The 19,954-nt window shown below is 61.2% G+C and carries 17 protein-coding genes and 1 tRNA gene; 11 read left to right on the forward strand and 7 right to left on the reverse strand.

Translation table 11 applies throughout. The features are described 5' to 3' along the window. The first annotated feature begins 163 nt into the window (after positions 1–163). From glmM to AC2YI2_RS22455, 4 genes are all read left to right on the forward strand, one after another. The gene (glmM, locus tag AC2YI2_RS22440; protein WP_487388724.1) at positions 164–1,516 is read left to right on the forward strand and encodes a phosphoglucosamine mutase; all 1,353 of its coding nucleotides are present in this window, start codon (positions 164–166) and stop codon (positions 1,514–1,516) included. Positions 1,517–1,637: 121 nt separating this feature from the next. Next, positions 1,638–3,566 (forward strand): ATP-binding protein, encoded by a 1,929-nt coding sequence (locus AC2YI2_RS22445; RefSeq protein WP_487388725.1) that lies wholly within the window; start codon positions 1,638–1,640, stop codon positions 3,564–3,566. Positions 3,567–3,587: 21 nt separating this feature from the next. Further along, complete coding sequence (locus AC2YI2_RS22450; protein ID WP_487388726.1) at positions 3,588–5,222, forward strand: putative bifunctional diguanylate cyclase/phosphodiesterase; 1,635 nt, start codon at positions 3,588–3,590, stop codon at positions 5,220–5,222. Positions 5,223–5,383: 161 nt separating this feature from the next. Next, positions 5,384–6,199, forward strand: a complete 816-nt coding sequence (locus tag AC2YI2_RS22455) for an outer membrane protein (protein ID WP_487388727.1) — start codon at positions 5,384–5,386, stop codon at positions 6,197–6,199. A 66-nt stretch (positions 6,200–6,265) separates the two neighbouring features. On the opposite strand, the gene AC2YI2_RS22460 is transcribed toward AC2YI2_RS22455, so the two are convergent. After that, positions 6,266–6,796: a DUF992 domain-containing protein gene (locus tag AC2YI2_RS22460; RefSeq protein ID WP_487388728.1), complete on the reverse strand. Its 531-nt coding sequence runs from the start codon at positions 6,794–6,796 to the stop codon at positions 6,266–6,268. A 135-nt stretch (positions 6,797–6,931) separates the two neighbouring features. Continuing rightward, on the reverse strand, positions 6,932–7,534 hold the full coding sequence (locus AC2YI2_RS22465; protein WP_487388729.1) for a YdeI/OmpD-associated family protein: 603 nt from the start codon (positions 7,532–7,534) through the stop codon (positions 6,932–6,934). A gap of 161 nt (positions 7,535–7,695) precedes the next feature. Between AC2YI2_RS22465 and AC2YI2_RS22470 the strand changes: the two genes are divergently transcribed. Beyond that, a complete protein-coding gene (locus tag AC2YI2_RS22470) occupies positions 7,696–8,865 on the forward strand; it encodes an MFS transporter (RefSeq protein WP_487388730.1) in 1,170 nt (389 codons plus the stop codon). Here the strand turns inward: AC2YI2_RS22470 and AC2YI2_RS22475 are convergent. After that, positions 8,856–9,857 (reverse strand): Gfo/Idh/MocA family protein, encoded by a 1,002-nt coding sequence (locus tag AC2YI2_RS22475; protein WP_487388731.1) that lies wholly within the window; start codon positions 9,855–9,857, stop codon positions 8,856–8,858. The genes AC2YI2_RS22470 and AC2YI2_RS22475 overlap by 10 nt on opposite strands. 204 nt (positions 9,858–10,061) lie before the next feature. On the opposite strand from AC2YI2_RS22475, the gene AC2YI2_RS22480 reads away from it, so the two are divergent. From AC2YI2_RS22480 to serA, 3 genes are all read left to right on the forward strand, one after another. Further along, positions 10,062–10,874, forward strand: coding sequence for an outer membrane protein (locus tag AC2YI2_RS22480; protein ID WP_487388732.1), 813 nt, complete (start codon positions 10,062–10,064; stop codon positions 10,872–10,874). Positions 10,875–11,050: 176 nt separating this feature from the next. Continuing rightward, positions 11,051–12,229, forward strand: a complete 1,179-nt coding sequence (locus tag AC2YI2_RS22485) for a phosphoserine transaminase (RefSeq protein ID WP_487388733.1) — start codon at positions 11,051–11,053, stop codon at positions 12,227–12,229. A 72-nt stretch (positions 12,230–12,301) separates the two neighbouring features. Next, positions 12,302–13,897, forward strand: a complete 1,596-nt coding sequence (serA, locus tag AC2YI2_RS22490; RefSeq protein ID WP_487388734.1) for a phosphoglycerate dehydrogenase — start codon at positions 12,302–12,304, stop codon at positions 13,895–13,897. Between the two features lie 156 nt (positions 13,898–14,053). On the opposite strand, the gene AC2YI2_RS22495 is transcribed toward serA, so the two are convergent. Both AC2YI2_RS22495 and sciP read right to left on the reverse strand, forming a co-directional pair. Further along, complete coding sequence (locus AC2YI2_RS22495; RefSeq protein ID WP_487388735.1) at positions 14,054–15,088, reverse strand: DUF2793 domain-containing protein; 1,035 nt, start codon at positions 15,086–15,088, stop codon at positions 14,054–14,056. Positions 15,089–15,237: 149 nt separating this feature from the next. After that, positions 15,238–15,513 (reverse strand): CtrA inhibitor SciP, encoded by a 276-nt coding sequence (gene sciP / locus AC2YI2_RS22500; protein WP_487388736.1) that lies wholly within the window; start codon positions 15,511–15,513, stop codon positions 15,238–15,240. Between the two features lie 237 nt (positions 15,514–15,750). Between sciP and mnmA the strand changes: the two genes are divergently transcribed. The 3 genes from mnmA to AC2YI2_RS22515 all read left to right on the forward strand — a co-directional run bounded on the left by mnmA (position 15,751) and on the right by AC2YI2_RS22515 (position 17,804). After that, positions 15,751–16,947, forward strand: a complete 1,197-nt coding sequence (gene mnmA, locus AC2YI2_RS22505; RefSeq protein ID WP_487388880.1) for a tRNA 2-thiouridine(34) synthase MnmA — start codon at positions 15,751–15,753, stop codon at positions 16,945–16,947. A gap of 110 nt (positions 16,948–17,057) precedes the next feature. Further along, positions 17,058–17,134, forward strand: a tRNA-Met gene (locus AC2YI2_RS22510). A 178-nt stretch (positions 17,135–17,312) separates the two neighbouring features. After that, positions 17,313–17,804 carry a hypothetical protein gene (locus tag AC2YI2_RS22515; RefSeq protein ID WP_487388737.1) on the forward strand — a complete coding sequence of 164 codons (492 nt, stop codon included), beginning with the start codon at positions 17,313–17,315 and terminating at the stop codon, positions 17,802–17,804. Positions 17,805–17,818: 14 nt separating this feature from the next. On the opposite strand, the gene AC2YI2_RS22520 is transcribed toward AC2YI2_RS22515, so the two are convergent. Next, positions 17,819–18,547 carry a response regulator gene (locus AC2YI2_RS22520; protein ID WP_487388738.1) on the reverse strand — a complete coding sequence of 243 codons (729 nt, stop codon included), beginning with the start codon at positions 18,545–18,547 and terminating at the stop codon, positions 17,819–17,821. 5 nt (positions 18,548–18,552) lie between these two features. Further along, complete coding sequence (locus AC2YI2_RS22525) at positions 18,553–19,797, reverse strand: GAF domain-containing sensor histidine kinase (protein WP_487388739.1); 1,245 nt, start codon at positions 19,795–19,797, stop codon at positions 18,553–18,555. Positions 19,798–19,954: the final 157 nt, after the last annotated feature.

Raw genomic sequence — 19,954 nt, forward strand, 5'->3', positions numbered from 1 at the left:
AGAAGCCCGGTTCGTCCGGGCTTTTTCTTTTGACGAAAGACAAGCACCGTTAACGCTATGTATTGACGCTTTTTCCAATTTGATGTGGCAAAGTCCGCCGACTGTGGCATTGAGAATTCTCAAAACGGGCGCGTTTGCGCCCGAAGAATCGACTGGTGGAAACATGACGAGACGTTATTTCGGCACTGACGGCATCCGCGGCCAATCCAACAAGTTCCCGATGACCCCCGATCTCGCCATGCGCGTCGGCATCGCCGTCGGCACCGCCTTTCGGCGTGGATCGCACCGCCACCGCGTGGTGATCGGCAAGGACACGCGCCTGTCCGGCTACATGCTGGAAAATGCGCTGGTCGCAGGTTTTACGGCTGCAGGCGTCGATGCATTCGTGCTGGGCCCAATCCCGACTCCGGCGGTTGCCATGCTCACGCGTTCGCTCCGCTGCGATATCGGGGTGATGATCTCCGCCTCGCACAATCCCTATCAGGACAACGGCATCAAGCTCTTTGGTCCCGATGGCTACAAGCTTTCCGACGAAATCGAGAGCCAGATCGAGGAGATGGTCGACAAGGACATCGCTTCGCAACTCGTCAAGTCCGAGGCGATCGGCCGCGCCAAGCGTATCGACGGCGTCCACGATCGCTATATCGAATTCGCCAAGCGCACGCTGCCGCGCGATGTGACGCTGAACGGCCTCCGTGTTGCGATCGATTGCGCCAACGGCGCAGCCTACAAAGTGGCGCCGGCGGTTCTGTGGGAACTCGGCGCCGATGTCGTGGCGATCGGCACGGAGCCAAATGGCACAAACATCAATCTCAATTGCGGCTCGATGCATCCCGAAGCGCTGGTCGCCAAGGTTCACGAGGTCCGCGCGGATATCGGCATCGCGCTCGATGGCGACGCCGACCGGGTGATCATTGTCGATGAGAAGGGCAAGATCGTCGATGGCGACCAGCTCATGGCGCTGATCGGCGAGACCTGGGCCAATGATGGCCTCCTGCGCGGGCAGGGCATTGTCGCCACCATCATGTCCAATCTCGGTCTCGAGCGCTTCATGACCGATCGTGGCATGACCCTGGCGCGCACCTCGGTCGGTGACCGCTATGTCGTCGAGCACATGCGCAAGAACGACTTCAATGTGGGCGGCGAACAGTCAGGCCATATCGTCCTGTCCGATTTCGGCACCACCGGCGACGGTCTCGTTGCCGCGCTTCAAGTTCTGGCTGCGGTGAAGCGCCTCGGCAAGCCTGTGAGCGAAGTCTGCCACCGCTTCGAGCCAGTTCCGCAGCTTCTCAAGAATGTCCGCTTCGCCGGCGGCAAACCGCTGGAAGACAAGCAGGTCAAGAGCGCCATCGCCGATGCCGAGAGCGCGCTTTCCAACCGCGGTCGGCTGGTTATTCGCCCTTCGGGGACAGAGCCGCTCATTCGCGTCATGGCCGAAGGTGATGACCCGGGCCAGCTCGAAAAGATTGTCGATGGTCTGATCGATGTTATCGGCAAGGTGCGCTCGGCCGCTTGAAGCAATTCCTGCGCGAGAAGGCAGATAGAAGATTAACCATCCGCCCTTTCTACTTTCCGACGTAGCATTTCATTAGCGTTCTTTCGGCTATTCTCCTTGAAATTCTCTCAGGAGGCATTTCATGCAGGACGGGATCGGGACTTTCTCCGCTGGAGACCCATTGCGTGGCGCAGAGCTCGGAAGTGTCATCTCATGCCGCGGTTCGGAAGCCCATGTCGCGCTGATGCAGCGGCCAACCACGCGTGGCCCACGCGCCACGGTCGGCAAGTTCGTCGCACTCAAGCATTCCAAGGGCGCCTCTGTCGGCATGATCAGCGAGATCTCCTCGGCAGCCGGAAGTGCTGCGCCGCAGGGCAGCTACGCGGTGGCTCACGTCGATCTGATGGGCGAGATCAGCTTTGCGTCGAACGGTACCCTCCGCTTTGACCGCGGCGTGCGTGAATATCCGGCGATCGGCGATGCCGTGGAACTGCTCGGCCGCGATCACCTGCAGCTCATCTACTCCTCCTTCGAAGGTCGCCCGATGCAGATCGGTGACATGCAGGAAGACGGCGGTGTCCCCGCCCTCATCGATGCCGATGGCCTCGTTTCGAAACATTTCGCCGTGCTCGGTTCGACCGGCGTCGGCAAGTCGTCCGGTACCGCAGTGATCCTCAACGAGCTCGTTTCGGCCAAGCCCGACGTGCGCGTGCTGTTGCTCGACGTCCACAATGAATATAGCGCGAGTTTCGGATCGCGCGCCACAACCGTCGATCCGATGAGCCTCAAGCTGCCCTTCTGGCTCTTCAATTTCGAAGAGTTGACCGATGCCATCTACGGCGGCCGCCCGGCCGTCATGGAGGAGCTCGACATCCTCGCCGAGCTGATCCCGTTGGCCAAGGCAAGCTATGCCAACATAAAGAACGGACCCGATCGCAGTGGCCTGATCGCGCGGCGTAATCCGCGCCAGGGCTCGGGCTTCACCGTCGATACGCCGACGCCCTTCATGATCGGGGATCTCGTCTCCTTGATCGACGACCGCATGGGCAAGCTCGAAAACCGTGCCACGCGCATGATCCATCATCGCCTCATGGCACGCATCGAGACGATCCGCAACGATCCGCGCTACGGCTTCATGTTCGAAAACGCCAATGTCGGCGGTGACACGATGGCGGCTGTGCTCGGCCAGCTCTTTGCCGTCAACACCAATCGCCAGGGCGTGATCGTGCTCAAGCTCGCCGAATTCCCCGGCGAGGTCGTCGATGCCGTGGTCTGCGTCGTGCTGCGGCTGGCCTTCGAATTCGGTCTCTGGAGCGATGGCGGCACGCCGCTGCTCATCGTCTGCGAAGAGGCACACCGCTTCGCAGCCGCCGACCATTCGACCGGCTTTGCGCCGGCTCGCCGTGCGCTGTCGCGCATCGCCAAGGAAGGCCGCAAATATGGCGTCCATCTCGGGCTCGTCACCCAGCGTCCGGCCGAACTCGATCCGACGATCGTCTCGCAGTGTTCGACGCTCTTCATGATGCGCATGGCCAATGAGCGCGATCACCGCCTGCTGCGCTCGGCGGTGTCCGATGCAGCGGTGCACCTCCTCTCTCTGGTTCCGTCACTCGGCACTGGCGAGGTTGTCGGCGTCGGCGAAGCGCTGCCGCTGCCACTCCGCTTCTCCTTCAAGCGTCTGCCGCGCGAGCGCCTGCCCGCGAGCGACCAACTGGGCCCGACGGTGCAGATGTCGGAAGCCGAGCGTGCCGCAAATGTCGAAAAGGCGATCGATCGCTGGCGCCGTGCCACCAGCATCCAGAACGGTGCGCCACAGGAAGCTCCGGCTCCACAACACCAGCCACCGCTGCATACCTCACCAACCTACCATCAGCCGGCAGCACCTCAGCATCACCATCAGCCGGCGGCCCAGCACTATCAGCAGCAGCCTGTCCCCCAGCATCACCATCAGCCGGGAGCGCATCATCATCAGCAGCCCGGTCAGAGCGATGCGCCCGGCCAGAATGCGCTCACGCGCGGTCTGCAGGCGGCACTTGCCAATGAAGGCCTCTTCTCCCGCAATCGTAGTTAATGAAATCGGTGGCATGGGACGATGCTTAATCCGGAACAGGACTGGGGTATTGAAGACGCGGATGCGGCTATTCCTGCCGTCGCCGCTGAACCTGAATTGGCCGATCTCGTCGGCGCGTTACCCTTCGGCCTCAGCATAGCCGGTAGCGACGGCGTTGCGATCTGCGTCAACGCTCATCATTCCGCGCTATTGGGGAAGGGGCAGAATCCAGCGCTCGTCGCCAGGAGTTTTGACTTCGCCGTTGCCGGTCGCTCCTATGTCGCAAGCCTGCTTTTCGAGGATGCAGAACAGGCCGGTCGCGAGCAGGCGCTGATTCGCCGCGCCTATTTCGACGAACTCACCGGCCTGCCGAACCGGCGCCTTATCGAGCAGAGTGTCAATGCGCTGACCGACGCCAATGAGGTCCCATTCGCGCTCGCCTTCATCGATGTCGATGGCTTTAAGCATGTCAACGACTTCTACGGCCACAATATCGGCGATGGGCTGCTGATGCAGATCGCAGAGCGCGTCGGTGCGGGCTTGCGCCCCTCAGACATGCTCGCGCGCCTGTCCGGCGACGAATTCATGCTGCTGATCTCGCCGGCAAGCGACGCCGAATATCTCCAGCACGTCGTCGATGCGGTGGCCGAGCGGCTGAAGCAACCTTTCTATATCGACGGCAACGAAATCTTCTCATCGGCTTCGATCGGCGTCAGCGTCTATCCGCGCGATGGCGCGAGCTATGATGCGCTGCGCGCCAATGCAGACCGCGCCATGTATCGCGGCAAGGCGGCGGGCACCGGATCTGTCCAGTTCTTCGATTCGACGATCGAGCATGCGGCGATCGAAAAGAGCCGGCTCGAACAACGCCTGAGGCTCGCGATCCGTGATCGTCGTGTCAGCTGCGCCTACCAGCCGAAAGTCGACATCCAGTCGGGCCGAATCTATGGCGTCGAAGTGCTGCTGCGTTGGATGGACGAAGATGGAGTGATCCAGCCGCCCGGCGATTTCATCGCGCTGGCGATCGAGCTCGGCCTGATGGACGATCTGACCTATATCGTCCTCGAAAAGACCGTCCAGTCGGTGGACCGCATCAACGAGGCCTTTGGCGAAGCGGCATCGATCAGCCTCAATGTTGCCGCCAAGCAGGCGGGCGACATTCGCTTCATGCGCGCGCTTCTCGAACGGATTGCCGCGACCGGTTACCCCCAACGCTTCATTTTGGAAATCACGGAAGAGGCCTTCGTCTCCAAGAGCACTTTCCAGGAAAGCGTGCTGCCGCTGATCCGCGAGATCGGGGCACGTGTCTCGATCGACGATTTCGGTGTCGGCTACTCGTCGCTTTCGGCGCTCGCCGACATCACAGCTGACGAAGTGAAGATCGATCGCTCCTTCATCACCAACCTGCACCAGCGCCCGCGCAACCAGAACATTCTCAAGGCCGTGGAGGCGCTCAGCCGCTCGCTCGGCATGGAGGTGATCGTCGAGGGTCTCGAGACATTCGAGGAGCTCGCTTATCTCCGCGCTTGCACAAGCATCCGCTATGCTCAGGGCTACTACTTCTCGCGGCCCGTGATGCTGGAAGAGCTGGTCGTGACTCCAGACGAGACTTTGCGCCAGACGCAGGAAGCGCGGCCGCAGGCGATGAACCGTACCTTTGCAGGGCGTGCCGGCTAGGTAAACGACCAGTAAGATTTACCGGTTCTTTACCAAGTATTTTAGGCAATGTTGCACCAGCGTGGGGCGATTTAAGTCTGCCTTAACCATTCCCGTTCATGATTCACCACAATCCAAGATTTGGTACGGCGGACGAATCGCCGGATATGTGGAGTTTGATCATGAAGAAGATTGTGGCATTCGCATCCGCCGCGCTCGCCTTCGGCGCGCAGGCCAACGCGGCCGACCTCTATACACCGGAGCCGGCCCCCCAGGTCGTCGAGCAGCCAGTCGTGGCCGCCGCGAACGGCTGGTATCTCCGTGGCGATGTGTCCTACGACATCATGGACATGAAGGGCGCCCACTACTACCAGGGCTCCAATTCGCTTGTGAACGACTTCGACTCTGCAAAGCTCAATAACACCGCCAATATCGGCGTTGGTGTCGGTTACCAGGTCAACGACTACTTCCGCGTTGATAAGACCTTCGATTACATGTTCTCCACGAAGTTCCGTGGTTCGACCAGCGGCGTCTGTGGCAACGGTGGTCGCTGCTCGTCGCACGATGTCTCGAACTTCTCGGCCTACAGCCTGATGGCCAATGCCTATATCGACATCTACAAGTGGGGCATCTTCACGCCTTACGTCGGTCTCGGTCTCGGCGGCACCTACGTTCAGTGGGACAAGCTGAAGAACACAACCGAAGACGGCACCACCGTCCATGGCGGCAAGGAAAGCTGGCGCTTCACTTATGCGCTGATGGCCGGTACCTCCGTCGACATCAATTGCCAGTTCAAGGCTGACCTCGGCTACCGCTATCGTCACGTCGCCGGCGGCGACATGTTTGGCTACAAGCTGAACGGCGGCCCGGGTTCCGACAAGGGCTTCGACATCCACGAATTCCGCTCAGGCGTTCGCTACCAGTTCGGCGACACCTGCCAGACGGCTTACCTGCCGCCGGCGGAAATCCCGAGCCAGCCGGAACCGATCTTCAAGTAAGATCTGCGATGGCGATGACATTCAGAGCCGCCCGGAAACGGGCGGCATCTTCGTTTGAGCGGCTGCTTAGTTGATTGCCTTCAGCGTGACCGTCGTGCCTGTAGCGGCAACATTGAGGCCGAGTTGGCCGCCGAGGCTGACCGGCTGCAACTGGATCGATCCGCCGGTGCCGCCAAGTAAGACATTGGCCGCAATGCCGGCCCCAAGCGTGGCCTCTGCTGACGCACCGAGATAGGTCCCCTTCAGCGAGCCGCTATGGTAGCCGGCCGTTGGCGCGAATACGGCCCAGGCCAGTTTGCCGCCCGCAGTATAGCCGAGGTCGATGCCAAGCTTCTTGATCGTGCCGACATAGGAATCGCGGCCTTCACCCTTGAAACTTGACCGGAAGACGCAATCGAGCTCCTTGGCTGAGCCAAGCACATAGCCGCCGCCTTCGCCGACATCGCAGGTGAGATAGCCGATCTTCACGCCGCCAGCGACATCAGTATCATAGCGCGGCGCCTTCTCGACAATCTCGACATCGGCCGCGTGGGCCATCATGGTTGATGGAGCGACGAGCGCCGTCGCGATCAGTGCCGTGGCAAGAGCATTCTTCATTTCAGTGTCCTTCATGAACGGCGGAATGGCTCATCGCCCCGGCCGCGAGGTTGTCCCTGGTCGATGACCGTGGCCATCGACCTCGCCATGGGTTCATGCTCAATGGGACATTTCGAAGGCGCAGGTGGGCAGCGCTTACTTCTTCGCTCGCTGGGGATAGATGGTTTCACCCAGCTTCAGCATCTCGACAAAGGTCGCGACCTTCTTTTTCCGGCCTGCTTCGGTCTTGGTGTTGTGCATGCGGAAGGCGAGTGCGAAACGGTTTTGCTCCGAGAGTTTCGACAGCATCGCCTTGGCTTCCGGCTCGGCATCGATCGCTGCCTGTAGGTCATCTGGGATCTTGAGATCCTTGCCGCTGCCATAGGCGCGATCCCAGCGGCCGTCGGCCTTGGCAGCCTCGACCTGCTTGAGGCCATGCTCGGTCATCCGGCCTTCCTTGATCAGCCGGGCGATGTTCTCGACGTTGATCTTGCTCCAGATGCTCTTCTTGCCGCGCTTGGTGTAACGCTGAAGGAAACTCCTGTCGTCGAAGCCCTTGCGGATCGCATCGATCCAGCCCCAGCAGAGGACGACATCGATCGCTTGCTTGACGGTGATCGATTTGAGCCCCGAATCCACCTTGTGGATCTTGATCCAGACCTCGTCCTCGCTTTCGTGGTGCTCGGCGAGCCAATCATAGAAGCTCTCGGCGTCGGGGAATTCGCGGATCTTGTCAGGATCGACCTTGAATGGCGCCATGCGCTTTGCCTCCATGCGATAATCTCGTGGCCTGTTTCCCATCGACCGGTTGATGGTGCAACCATGAAGATCGGGAATGGCGGCAATGAATAGTTCTGATGCGAAGGCAGCTTGCGGCGAAATTGCTTGAGCCAGAGCTTCGATCTGTTAGACGACCGCGCATGACCAGACCCTTGCCATCAGGTGCGATCTTCGCCCTCATCGTCAGCGGAACCGTGCTCGGCATTGCTGGCACCGATCTCATATTGCCGGCCATTCCGAGCTTGCCGGCTGCGCTGGGCGGCACGGCGGAGCGGGCGCAACTGGTCCTGGCATCCTATGTGTTCGGCACGCTGGTCGGCCTGCTGACCTTTGGCGAACTCGGCGCGCGCCTCGATCCGCGGCGGCTTCTGGTCGGGTCTATCTCGCTTTTCGCGATCACCTCGCTCATCGCCGTCTTCGTCAATTCGCTCGAACTGCTCATCCTGATTCGCTTTGCCCAGGGCGCCTTCGGCGCGGGACCGGCTGTCTTCGTCCCGGGCTTCATCAACGGCCTCTATCCGCAGGATCGCGCAGCCCAGGCTTTCGCCCGACTCTATTCGATCGAGTCGCTGACCCCGGCGCTTGCGCCGATTGCCGGCGTCTACCTGCTTTCGCTCGGCGGCTGGACGTTGTCATTCAGCATCCTCGGCGTGTTGGGTCTCATCGTCTCGGCGATCTTCTGGCTCGCCGGTAAGTCATTGCCGGTCAAGCGTGATACCGAAGTGCAGCATCAGAGCTACTGGACGATCCTGACCAACAAGGCGTTTCTGCGCCATGCGATCAGCCAGTCCTTCTCGCTCGGCGGCTTGCTGATCTTCGTCTTCGGCGCGCCGGCCGTGCTGACCGGCCCGCTTGGCATGTCGCTGACCCACTTCGTCATCCTGCAGGTGGTCGGCATCTCGATGTTCATCACCGGGGCCAACCTGTCGAGCTGGTTGGCAGGACGGTTCGGTACTGAACAGGTTATTCTTGCCGGCACGTCGCTGCTCGCCGCAGCCTTCGTGATGATCCTCATCTATGCCTTGGCCGGCGGCGCGAGCCTTTTCGTTCTCGTGCCGCTCTGGGTCTTAGTCAACCTCGGTTTTGGCGTGCGCGGGCCGATCAGTTTTCACCAGGCGATCTTGGCATCGGCCGGCGATCATTCCCGTGGCGCGGCGCTGGTGATCTCGGGCATCCTGGCCACGAGTGCCGGCGGCACTGCTGTCATCGCGCCGTTCATCACCGTCGGCCTCTGGCCGCTCGCGCTCGGCGGCACGGTCATCACAGTGCTTGCTGTGGTCGTGCTCCTGGCGCTCAAGCCTCAGGCATAAAAGGCGGGTTTGTCTTCGAGCGGAACGGCCACCTTGCCGCCGGAGCTCGACGCCTCGAGGCAAGCTTCTGTCACCCGGATCGCACGATAGCCGTCCCAGGCGCTGGCGCCCTCATTGGGCTTGCCGGAGAGCGATGCGACCCAGGCTTCCATCTGCGCGCGGTATGCATCACGGAAGCGCCCGCGCCAATCGGGCGGCGTCTCGTAGCCGTCATGACCGGCATGACGAAGGCTGGTCGTGGGGGAGGGGTTGAGCGAGATCGTGCCCTTCTCGCAAACCAGTTCGGCACGCACATCGTAACCATAGCCGCAATCGACGAAGGCTTCGATATCCACGACGATCCCGTCGGCGCTTTCGAGCACGATGAATTGCGGCTTGCGGCCGGGCGCAAGACGGCTCGCGCGCGGGCTGGTCACCGTCGCTGCGACGATCTCGTCATCGAGCAGGAATCGGGCGATATCGAATTCGTGGCCGGCACTGCTTGATACGACGAGATCGGATGTGAGGTAGTCGGGGCCGATGGCATTGCGGTGGATGCAGTGGAGGAACAGCGCTTGGCCGAGTCGATCGCCCTTGAGTTCCGCCTTCATGGCGCGGTAGCCGGGATCGAAGCGGCGCATGAAACCGACCTGCACCAGCCGCTTGCCATGCTCCGTCTCGGCAGCGATCACATCCCTCGCCTCGGCCACGGTGCTTGCCAGGGGTTTCTCGACCAGCACCGGCTTGCCGGCAGCGATCGCCGCTAGGGCGAGCACATGATGTGTAGCATCCGGCGAGCAGACCATGATGGCGTCGATGCCGGGATCGGAAATCAGCGCCTGCGGATCGGCGAAGGCCCGTGCGCCGGTCTCCCTTGCGAGTGCCTCCGCGCGCTCCCGGCTCGCATCCTGGACGCCTGCCAGTTCGGCACCCGCGATCCCTGCGGCGAGAATGCGGGCGTGATCGCTGCCCATGATGCCCGTGCCGATGATTCCAATTCTTGCATTCGGCATCAGGCTTCACCTCCATGATTTGTTTCGAGAATCGATAGCGCAGGCGGCCTGGTAGAGACAATATCGCTCGGCCAGACGCGATGCTCCCTATGGTAAACCATCCGCCAATAAACATGCTTAACCGCGGGTTAACCTCTGGTTGGCATAGTCTCGTCACATAGCTTTCCGGCTGCCTCGGCGCGGCCGTGTCGTGAGGAAAATGCCATGAACATTCGCCATAGCCTGTTTGTCGTCCTGGCGCTCGCCGCGACGCCGGCCTTCGCCTTCGACATGCCGCCACCGGTCGAGGCACCGGAATATACCGGCACGATCGCCAATGTCGACGGCTGGTACATTCGTGGCGATCTTGGCTACAATGCAAGCATTGACGGCGGCAAGCCGACCTATCGCACATTCGATTTCACGACTGCTGACACGACGACGAATACGTTCGACAAGGCACGATTCTCGAATGATTTTACGCTTAACGCCGGTGCCGGCTACCAGTTCAACGACTTCCTGCGCAGCGACCTGACGCTCGATTATTTCAAGACGAACTTCAAAGGTCGCGGCAATTGGGAATCCTGCAACCCGTCCGGTAGCGTCAACTGCCGCTACAACGACCAGAACCTGACGACGCTGGGCCTGTTGCTCAACGGTTATGTCGATCTTGGAACCTATTGGGGTTTTACGCCCTATCTCGGCGCCGGCGCCGGTATGAGCTACGTCAAGTGGGGTGATGTCAATCAGTACTTCGCCTGCAGCAGCAATTGCTCCAATGCTGCGGACAACGAGATGTTCGCGCATGAAGGAGTCGACAGCTGGCGGTTCACCTATGCCCTGATGGCGGGTACGTCATATGACCTGACCGATAGTCTGAAGCTGGACTTCGGCTACAGGTTCTCGCAGATCAACGCTGGCGGCACGCAGAAGTTCAATGGTTACGAGACCGCCCTTGGGGCCTTTAACGACAAGGGCAGGGACAAAGGCCTGACCCGTCACGAATTCCGTACCGGCCTTCGCCTTACCACCTGGTAAGCGAGCCGGATGCTGCAAATGGCATTTCGGGCGGGGGAAACCCCGCCTTTCGCATGCGTCAAATTATCTCTTGTTTGCGCCAAAACGTGCTTGACTTGAATCTGCCCTTCCCATATTCCCGGCGGCGGGACACCTCTCCCCAACGAGAGGCCATATACCTGGAAGGGTAGTTTATCATGGTAGAACTCGCCAAGCCGGCAGTGCGTCCGGCGAACACGCATTTTTCTTCCGGCCCCTGCTCGAAGCGCCCCGATTGGTCGCTCGATGCGCTCAAAGACGCAGCGCTCGGCCGCTCCCACCGCTCCAAACTCGGCAAGAACAAGCTCAAGCAGGCCATCGACCTGACGCGCGAGATTCTTGACGTGCCGGCCGACTACCGCATCGGCATCGTGCCCGCCTCCGACACCGGCGCCGTTGAAATGGCGCTGTGGTCGATGCTCGGTGCCCGCGGCGTCGACATGGTCGCCTGGGAAAGCTTTGGTTCCGGCTGGGTCTCTGACGTTCTCAAGGAACTCAAGATTGCCGACGCCCGCAAGTTCGTAGCGCCTTATGGCCAGCTCGTCGATTTCTCCAAGGTCGATTTCGACCGCGACGTGGTCTTCACCTGGAACGGCACGACCTCGGGCGTGCGCGTCGCCAACGGCGATTTCATCCCCGCAGACCGCAAGGGCCTGACGATTTGCGACGCGACCTCGGCCGCCTTCGCGCAGAACCTTGATTTCGCCAAGCTCGATGTCGTCACCTTCTCGTGGCAGAAGGTCCTGGGCGGCGAGGGCGCGCATGGCGTGATCATCCTCAGCCCCCGCGCCGTCGAGCGCCTCGAGAGCTACAATCCCGCCTGGCCGCTGCCGAAGATCTTTCGCATGACCAAGGACGGCAAGATCATCGAGGGCATCTTCCAGGGCGAGACGATCAACACGCCCTCCATGCTCTGCGTCGAGGACTATATCGATGCTCTGCTCTGGGCGAAGCAGCTCGGCGGCCTCAAGGCATTGATGGCCCGTGCCGACGCCAATGCCAAGGTGATCTTCGACTTCTGCGACAGGAACCCCTGGCTCGCCAACCTCGCCGAGATGGCCGAGACGCGCTCCAACACGTCGGTCTGCCTCAAGATCGTCGACCCCGCGGTCACCGCACTCGATGCCGATGCGCAGGAAGCCTTCGCCAAGGGCATCGTCGCGACACTCGAGAAGGAAGCCGCAGCCGTCGATGTCGGCGCCTATCGCGATGCGCCGTCCGGCCTCCGCATCTGGTGCGGCGCCACGATCGACACGGCTGATGTCGAAGCGCTGATGCCATGGCTGACCTATGCTTTCGAAAAGCAGAAGGCCACGCTGACCGCCAAGGCAGCCTGATTTCCCAAGACCTCCTCCGGGCGACGGGGGAGGTGCTCATTCCCGGATTTACCTATCTTCAGGAGGCCTTCCATGGCACCGCGCGTACTCGTATCCGACGAACTCTCGGAAACCGCCGTCCAGATCTTCCGCGATCGCGGCGTCGATGTCGATTTCCAGCCGAAGCTTGGCAAGGACAAAGACAAGCTCGCCGAGATCATCGGCAATTATGACGGTCTTGCGATCCGCTCCGCCACCAAGGCGACGGAAAAGCTGATCGCTGCTGCGACCAATCTCAAGGTCATAGGCCGCGCCGGTATCGGTGTCGACAATGTCGATATTCAAGCCGCCTCCCGCCGCGGCATCATCGTGATGAACACGCCCTTCGGCAACTCGATCACCACGGCCGAGCACGCCATCGCCATGATGTTCGCTGTCGCCCGCCAGCTTCCGGCTGCCGACGCCTCGACCCAGGCCGGCAAATGGGAGAAGTCGAAATTCATGGGCGTCGAGATCACCGGCAAGACGCTCGGCGTCATCGGTTGCGGCAATATCGGCGGCATCGTCTGCCAGCGCGCGATCGGCCTCAAGATGCATGTCATCGGCTATGACCCGTTCCTCTCCAAGGAGCGCGCGATGGAGATGGGCGTCGAGAAGGTCGAACTCGACGAACTCTTCGAGCGCGCCGAATTCATCACACTGCATGTGCCGCTGACCGACAAGACCCGCAACATCATCGACAAGTCGGCGATCGCCAAGATGAAGGACGGCGTCCGCATCATCAATTGCGCCCGCGGCGGCCTCGTGGTGGAAGCTGATCTCGCCGAAGCCATCAAGGCCGGTAAGGTGGCCGGCGCCGGCTTCGACGTCTTCGAGGTCGAGCCCGCCGAGGCCTCGCCGCTCTTTGGCCTTCCGAACGTCGTTTGCACGCCGCATCTCGGAGCCTCGACCACGGAAGCACAGGAGAATGTCGCGCTGCAGGTCGCCGAGCAAATGTCGGACTACCTGGTCAAGGGCGCCGTCTCCAACGCGATCAACATGCCCTCGATCACGGCTGAGGAAGCGCCGATACTCAAGCCCTATATCAAGCTCGCCGATTGCCTCGGCGCGTTCGTGGGTCAGGTGACGGAGACACCGATCAAGGAGATCGAGATTCTCTATGACGGCGCGACCGCGGAGATGAACACCAAGGCGCTGACCTCGGCGCTTTTGGCTGGTCTGATCCGCGCCCAGGTTGCCGACGTCAACATGGTCTCGGCCCCAATCATGATCAAGGAAAAGGGCATCGTCCTCTCCGAGGTCAAGCGCGACAAGACTGGCGTCTTCGACGGTTACATCAAGCTCACCGTCAAGACCGACGACATGACGCGCTCCATTGCCGGGACCTGCTTCTCCGACGGCAAGCCGCGCTTCATCCAGATCAAGGGCATCAATCTCGACGCCGAAGTCGGCCGCAACATGGTCTATACGACCAATGGCGACGTGCCCGGCATCATCGGCCTGCTCGGCACCACCTTCGGCGACGCCGGCGTCAACATCGCAAACTTCCAGCTCGGTCGTGACCGCGCCGGGGGCGACGCGATCGCGCTGCTCTATGTCGATGCCCCGGTTCCGGAAGACGTGCTCGCCAAGCTCCGGTCGCGCAAGGAGATCGACTCGGCCAAGCCGCTGGTGTTCAACATCGATTGAAGTCAATGGCTTGCGCTACGGCTGCCCCTCACCCTGACCCTCTCCCCGCTGGCGGGGAGAGGGGACGCTAGAGGCACGGCGGTGCCACAGATCCCTTCTCCCCGTCCTGACGGGGAGAAGGTGCCGGCAGGCGGATGAGGGGCTATCGCCTGCTGTTCACATCAATGCCATCACCAGTTCCGTCTTGCCCCAGCCGAACTGAAATTCCGCCGTTCCCGAATGATGGAGCGCGATCCAGTCGCCTGATGTCAGGTAGGCGAGGTTGGTGGCCGACTGGCTGTAGCTCGCCGATCCGCCGTCGCTGTCGCGAACCGTCAGCAGGCTGGTCGAGCCGTTCTGCTGCACGGAAACGGCAAAGCTCGCGGCCGCGACCGACGAGACATTCAGCGCGATCATGTAGAAGCCAGTCACCGGCACGACGAGGCGGCTGCCGGGGCCCGAAGGTACCGTCGCGCCGAGCGCGAAACCTCCCTGGTTCAGATTTAGAGTGCCGAAGCCAGTGCGCGTGCCATCCGCCGGCGTCAGGTCCGTTTCGCCATAGGTGGCGCGGACCAGCGGCCGACCGGGCATGAGTACCGCGCCGGCCGAGGTCGTCTTGAGCGCAGTGACCCATCCCGAGCCGTCCGGCGAAACCTTGACTTCGAAATCATCGGATCCGGCGAGGCCCATCTCCGCTCGACCCGACCAGTTCGTCTGGTAAAGCAGGGAGAGCGTGTCGGCGGCCGCGTTCTTGTTGAGCTTGAGCTGATGACCGGCGCCGGCGTGATTGAGCAATGTTGCTGCCGAGGAGATCGTCAGCCGGTTTGTCGTGTCGGCGGTGGCATTGATGCCCAGCTTGGGGATTGTGCTCTCGGAAAGCAGGTCGGCCCAGGCCGAGCCGGTCCAGATCTTCTGTTGGGCGGCGTCAACGAACCAGCCGATCCAGCCGGTCCTCGGTGTCAGATAGATCCAGCCGCCATCCTCGAATAGGGCCAGCTTGCCGGATTTGCCGGTCCAGGCGCCGGTGGGCGATGCGCCGACGGCATGGCAATGTCCCTCGGCGGGCGACCCGGGAGGCGCGCTGGCCTCGCTCTGAATCACGAGCTGCACGACGCCATCGAGGCGCCTGAGCGCCTCATTGTGGGTCACATGCTTCTGGGCCTGGGCGGAAAGTATATAGGGAAGGGCGAGATTGACGGTTTCGTCGGACATGAATGGATCCTCGGCAATGAACAAACAAGGCGTGTGCCGGGATCATTATGCAGCTTGCAAAAGGACCGTGGAAAATCGAGACTAAGAACTTGAATCAAAACGAAAAAGGCCGGGAAAACCCAGCCTTTTTGAAACGGATGTGCTGATTGCTAGTGGCGATATTGCTGAATACGCGTGGTGCGCAGGCCGGCAAGACCATGCTCGGAAATCGACGCCTGCCAGGAGAGGAATTCTTCCACCGTCAAAGTATACCGATCACAGGCCTCCTCGAGGCTGAGCAGGCCACCGCGTACGGCAGCGACGACTTCCGCCTTGCGCCGGATCACCCAGCGGCGGGTATTGGTGGGCGGTAAATCGGCGATGGTAAGCGGGCTGCCATCGGGGCCGATGACATATTTAACACGTGGACGAATTGCTTCGGTCATTGGACTCTCTACACAAACAAAGACCATATGGAGCGACTTTACGGACGCAGATTTAAAAATTGCCTAAACGAAGCGGAAGAATTTTCCCAAAACCCTATTGAAAACAAAATTATGCGGATATGAGCCCGTTCATGTGCCGGAATCGGCAGCTTGTCCTCCGGCGGGCAAGCTCCTATATCCGGCATGAAATTCATGCTAATCCTCGAAAATTCTGCCGGTTGGGAAGAACAGCGTTCCGTGAACAGCCTCGATTTCGATAAACGTCCCGAAGATACCCGTGTGGTCGTCGCCATGTCGGGCGGAGTGGATTCCTCCGTGGTCGCGGGACTGCTGAAGCGTGAGGGCTACGACGTCATCGGGATCACGCTGCAGCTCTACGACCATGGCGCGGCCGTCCATCGCGCCGGTTCCTGCTGTGCCGGCCAGGATATCGACGATGCCCGCCGCGTCTGCGAGACGCTCGGCATCCCGCATTATGTGCTCGATTACGAGCGCCGCTTCCGCGACGCGGTGATCAATCCCTTCATGGACAGCTATGCCGCCGGCGAGACACCGATCCCCTGCGTCGCCTGCAACCAGACCGTCAAGTTTGCCGATCTCCTGATCACCGCCAAGGAACTGGGCGCGGATGCGCTCGCGACAGGTCACTATATACGCTCGAAGCCGGCGCCGACCCCGGAACACCCGGAGCGGCGTGCACTCTATCGCCCTATCGATGCCGAGCGCGACCAGAGCTATTTCCTTTTTGCCACGACGCAGGAGCAGATCGACTATCTGCGCTTCCCGCTTGGCGCCATGTCCAAGGCCGAATGTCGTGCCCATGCGGCCGAGATGGGCCTCGTCGTCGCTGACAAGGCCGACAGCCAGGACATCTGCTTCGTGCCGCACGGCAAATATTCCGATGTCATCAACAAGCTTCGGCCCGACGCCAAGCTCGGCGGCGAGATCGTCCATCTCGACGGCCGTGTGCTTGGCACCCACGAGGGCATCCTGCATTACACGATCGGCCAGCGCCGCGGCATCGGCGTCGCTGTCGGGGAGCCGCTCTATGTCGTGCATCTCGATGCCCGTTCCAAGCGTGTCATCGTCGGCCCGAAGGAAGCGCTCGACACGCGCCGCCTCTATCTTCGCGATATGAACTGGCTGGGCGATCTCGATGTCTACACCATGGCGAAGGACGGCATGGACTGCTTCGCCAAGGTGCGATCCTCGCGCCCGCCGAAGCCCGCGCGGCTGTTTGCGGACAAGAACGGCATCTATATCGAATTGGTCGAGGGCGAAGCGGGTGTTGCCCCGGGACAGGCCTGCGCACTCTATTCGGCGCCGGGCGACGACTCCCGTGTCTATGGTGGCGGTTTCATCGAGCGTTCCGAGAAGGACAAGCACGCTGAAATCATGCTCAAGCAGTTGCTTGAAGGACATGTCGCGGCCTGAAGGCGCGCACCCGAAAACGGCCCTGAAAATTGGCCAATATCGCTTGACAGGACGGGAAGCCCCGACTTATAAGCCGCCCGTCTGGTCGGGAACGCTCCCGGAACGGCCATGGCGGGATAGCTCAGTTGGTTAGAGCGTGGGACTCATAACCCCAAGGTCGGCAGTTCAACTCTGCCTCCCGCTACCATCAAATCAGCCCAAACAGCCAATAGTTCCGGCCCCTGCGGGGGTCGAGCCGACTCATTGTCAGTGATCTTCTTCGTCGGCGGCCCTTCGCGCGACACGCCCACCTTCATCTATGCTTGGTGTTACGCAGGGTACCGCCTGGTCGCATCCCGATGCCTATATCTGCCCTCAAGTAGGCGATGGACGCCGCAGGCAGGCCCGCACCCTGGTTGGCGCGGGCCGTCTTCTTTTCGCAGGGACTTCAAATGACACCCAAAATATTTCTTTCAACTATCACTCTTGCACTCGTAGCGGCCGCGTCTACGGCCATGGCCGATCATGCCAGATATTCATGCAAACTCCTGACCAGGCCGACCGTCAACCACCCATGGGGCAAAGTGAATCAAGTCATCGTCAATGACGAATTGGACAGGATCGAACTCAAGGAACAACACGACGCGGCGACCAATCCAACGCCATACAATTGGGTATTCGAAAATGGGATCGTGGGTACGCACAACGACAAAGTACTCATCGAAACCCAGAAGGACGGCTTTTTTGGCACGGGCTTAGCCAGCGGCGTCGCCTACTCTTTCGCGCTTACCAACGACGGGCGGCTGCGCTGGGTGTTCGTCGAATCCAAGCTCATGTACCAGGTCGAGTGGCAATGCACGAAACTGCCGTGGCAGTGACATCATCGGCCCGCTCACTCTCCATGCTTGGCGAGCCAGGCCTGCAGTTCCCGGTCCTCGCGCTCCAGAGACGAGACATTCAAGACCTTCCGCAGTATCGCCACGGCGACGGCGCGGGCACGCAGATTGATGCGACTTGCTTCGCCAGCCGAGCCATTGGGCTTGTAGACGCCAAGTTTTGCATAGAGTTGTTGCAGGCGGTTCTGGACGCTCCGGAGTGAAAGGTTGCGCCGCCTGGCGATCGTGCTGTCGGTGAGACCAAGCGCGACGTCGAGAAGGACTTCGTATTCGCTGTCGGTCAGTCCGCCTGCGGGATTCTGGCTGCGCTGCTGCAGGCCGCGCACTTCACGGTCGATGACGCACTGGCTCTCGATGAAAATCGCGCGCAACGCCAGCTTCAGCCGGTCGTCCGAGGCCGATTTCAGCACATAGCCATAAGCCGCACCCTCCGGCACGATGCGGGAAACGCCGCGCACGTAGGCCTCGTCGGCATAGTTCGACCAGAACAGGATGCGGGTGTCCGGCCGTTCCTTCCAGATGGTCCGTGCAGCTTCGATGCCGTTGCGCGCATTCATCTGTAGATCCATGACGATGTGGGCGGACTTGTTCTCCCGGGCGAGGCGTTCGCCGGTGCTGCCGTTCTCCGCCTCGATCACCATGTCGCATTCGGGGAGTGCCGAGCGCACCGCCTCGTTGAGATAGGATCGATGAAGGGGGTCGTCCTCGACGATAAGGACCTGCATGGCATTCATCCTGAAAGATGGCCCGAAAGAGGGGCCGTCTGCGAAATCGGCAGACTGACATCGACGGAGGTGCCGGCGCCATCCTTGTTTCGCGCGACCTCGAACCGGGCCGAGATCAGCCTTGCTCGCGTCCGCATGTTGCCGATGCCGGCACCCTGACGTTTCTGGTCGGGCGAGATGCCGGTGCCATCGTCGCGGATCGCGATCCTGAGATTGAGCGGCGTGGCCCGCAGTTCGACCGTAATCCTGTTGGCATTGGCGTGGCGGATGGCATTGTTGATCGCCTCTTGAACAATACGGAAAAGGGCGGTCGCGACACTCTGTGGCAGCGCGTCAATGATCCCGTCTGTCTCGTCGGCGATGTTCCAGTCGATCGACACGCCGCTGTCGCGCACCGACCGCTCCAGATGGTTCTCGACTGCCTGAACGAAGCCGAAGAGCTGCAGCACCGTCGGCCGCGCCTCTTCGATGATCTGCCGTACATCATGCATACAGTGCTGGACGCTGCGGATGATCGGATCAAGTGCCTCGCCGGGTATTGTGGATGCATGGGCCAGCCGTTCCAGCTTGCGCGAGAGCCGCGTAAGGTCGGCGAGTGTCTGGTCGTGCAGGTCCATGCCAATGCGCTGGCGTTCGGCTTCCAGAGCCTCCGTCAGCCGGAGTGCGCCGAGCCGCAGACCCTCTTCGCGTGCGCGGGCCTCTGCCTCGACGATGGCCGAGCGCTGTGCCTGTTCTGCAGCGCGCAACGCGTAGAAATACGGTGCCAATAGATCGGCGATCGAACGCGCTTTTTCGAGGTCGTCCGATGTGTAGAGCCCGACCTGATGGCTAGAGCAGTTCAATGCGCCAATGATCTTGCCTTGCACCTTGAGCGGGACATGCAGGCGGGAGCGCAATTTGCCCTCGATGATCGGTTGCGAGAAGGCGCCTTGGTAGTGGAATCTCGGGTCGTTGCAGGCGTCGTCCGTGATGATCGTCTCGACCTCGCCATAAAGCAGGCTGCGGATCGGACTGTTGGAGACGGGCGCCGGCGGGCTGCGACCCCAGCCGGTATCGAAGGGGCTCTCATGCGCGGTATGATACTTGCCATCGAGCATGATGATGCAGACGTCCATATGATCATGCGGGATGATATGGCTGACTTCGGCCGCTACGGCGCGGATGACGGAATGGAAATCGAGCTGACCGGCAAGCAGTCGGGAAATAGTCAGATACTGGTCAAGCAGCATTGATGGCGTCGGGCTGAGCATGTCCGGACCTCCTCCCGGTCAGGCGATCTCCCAACCGCCCATGCGCCTAGATTGTGCGGCAACCCGCCGGTCCAGTCCTGCGGAAATCCGCATATTTTCTGCGGGAACCCGCAAGCCGAATGCCGTGACCCGCCTAGGCAGCCCTGCCGTTCTCGGC

This window comes from Rhizobium sp. SRI_017 (genome assembly GCF_057586295.1).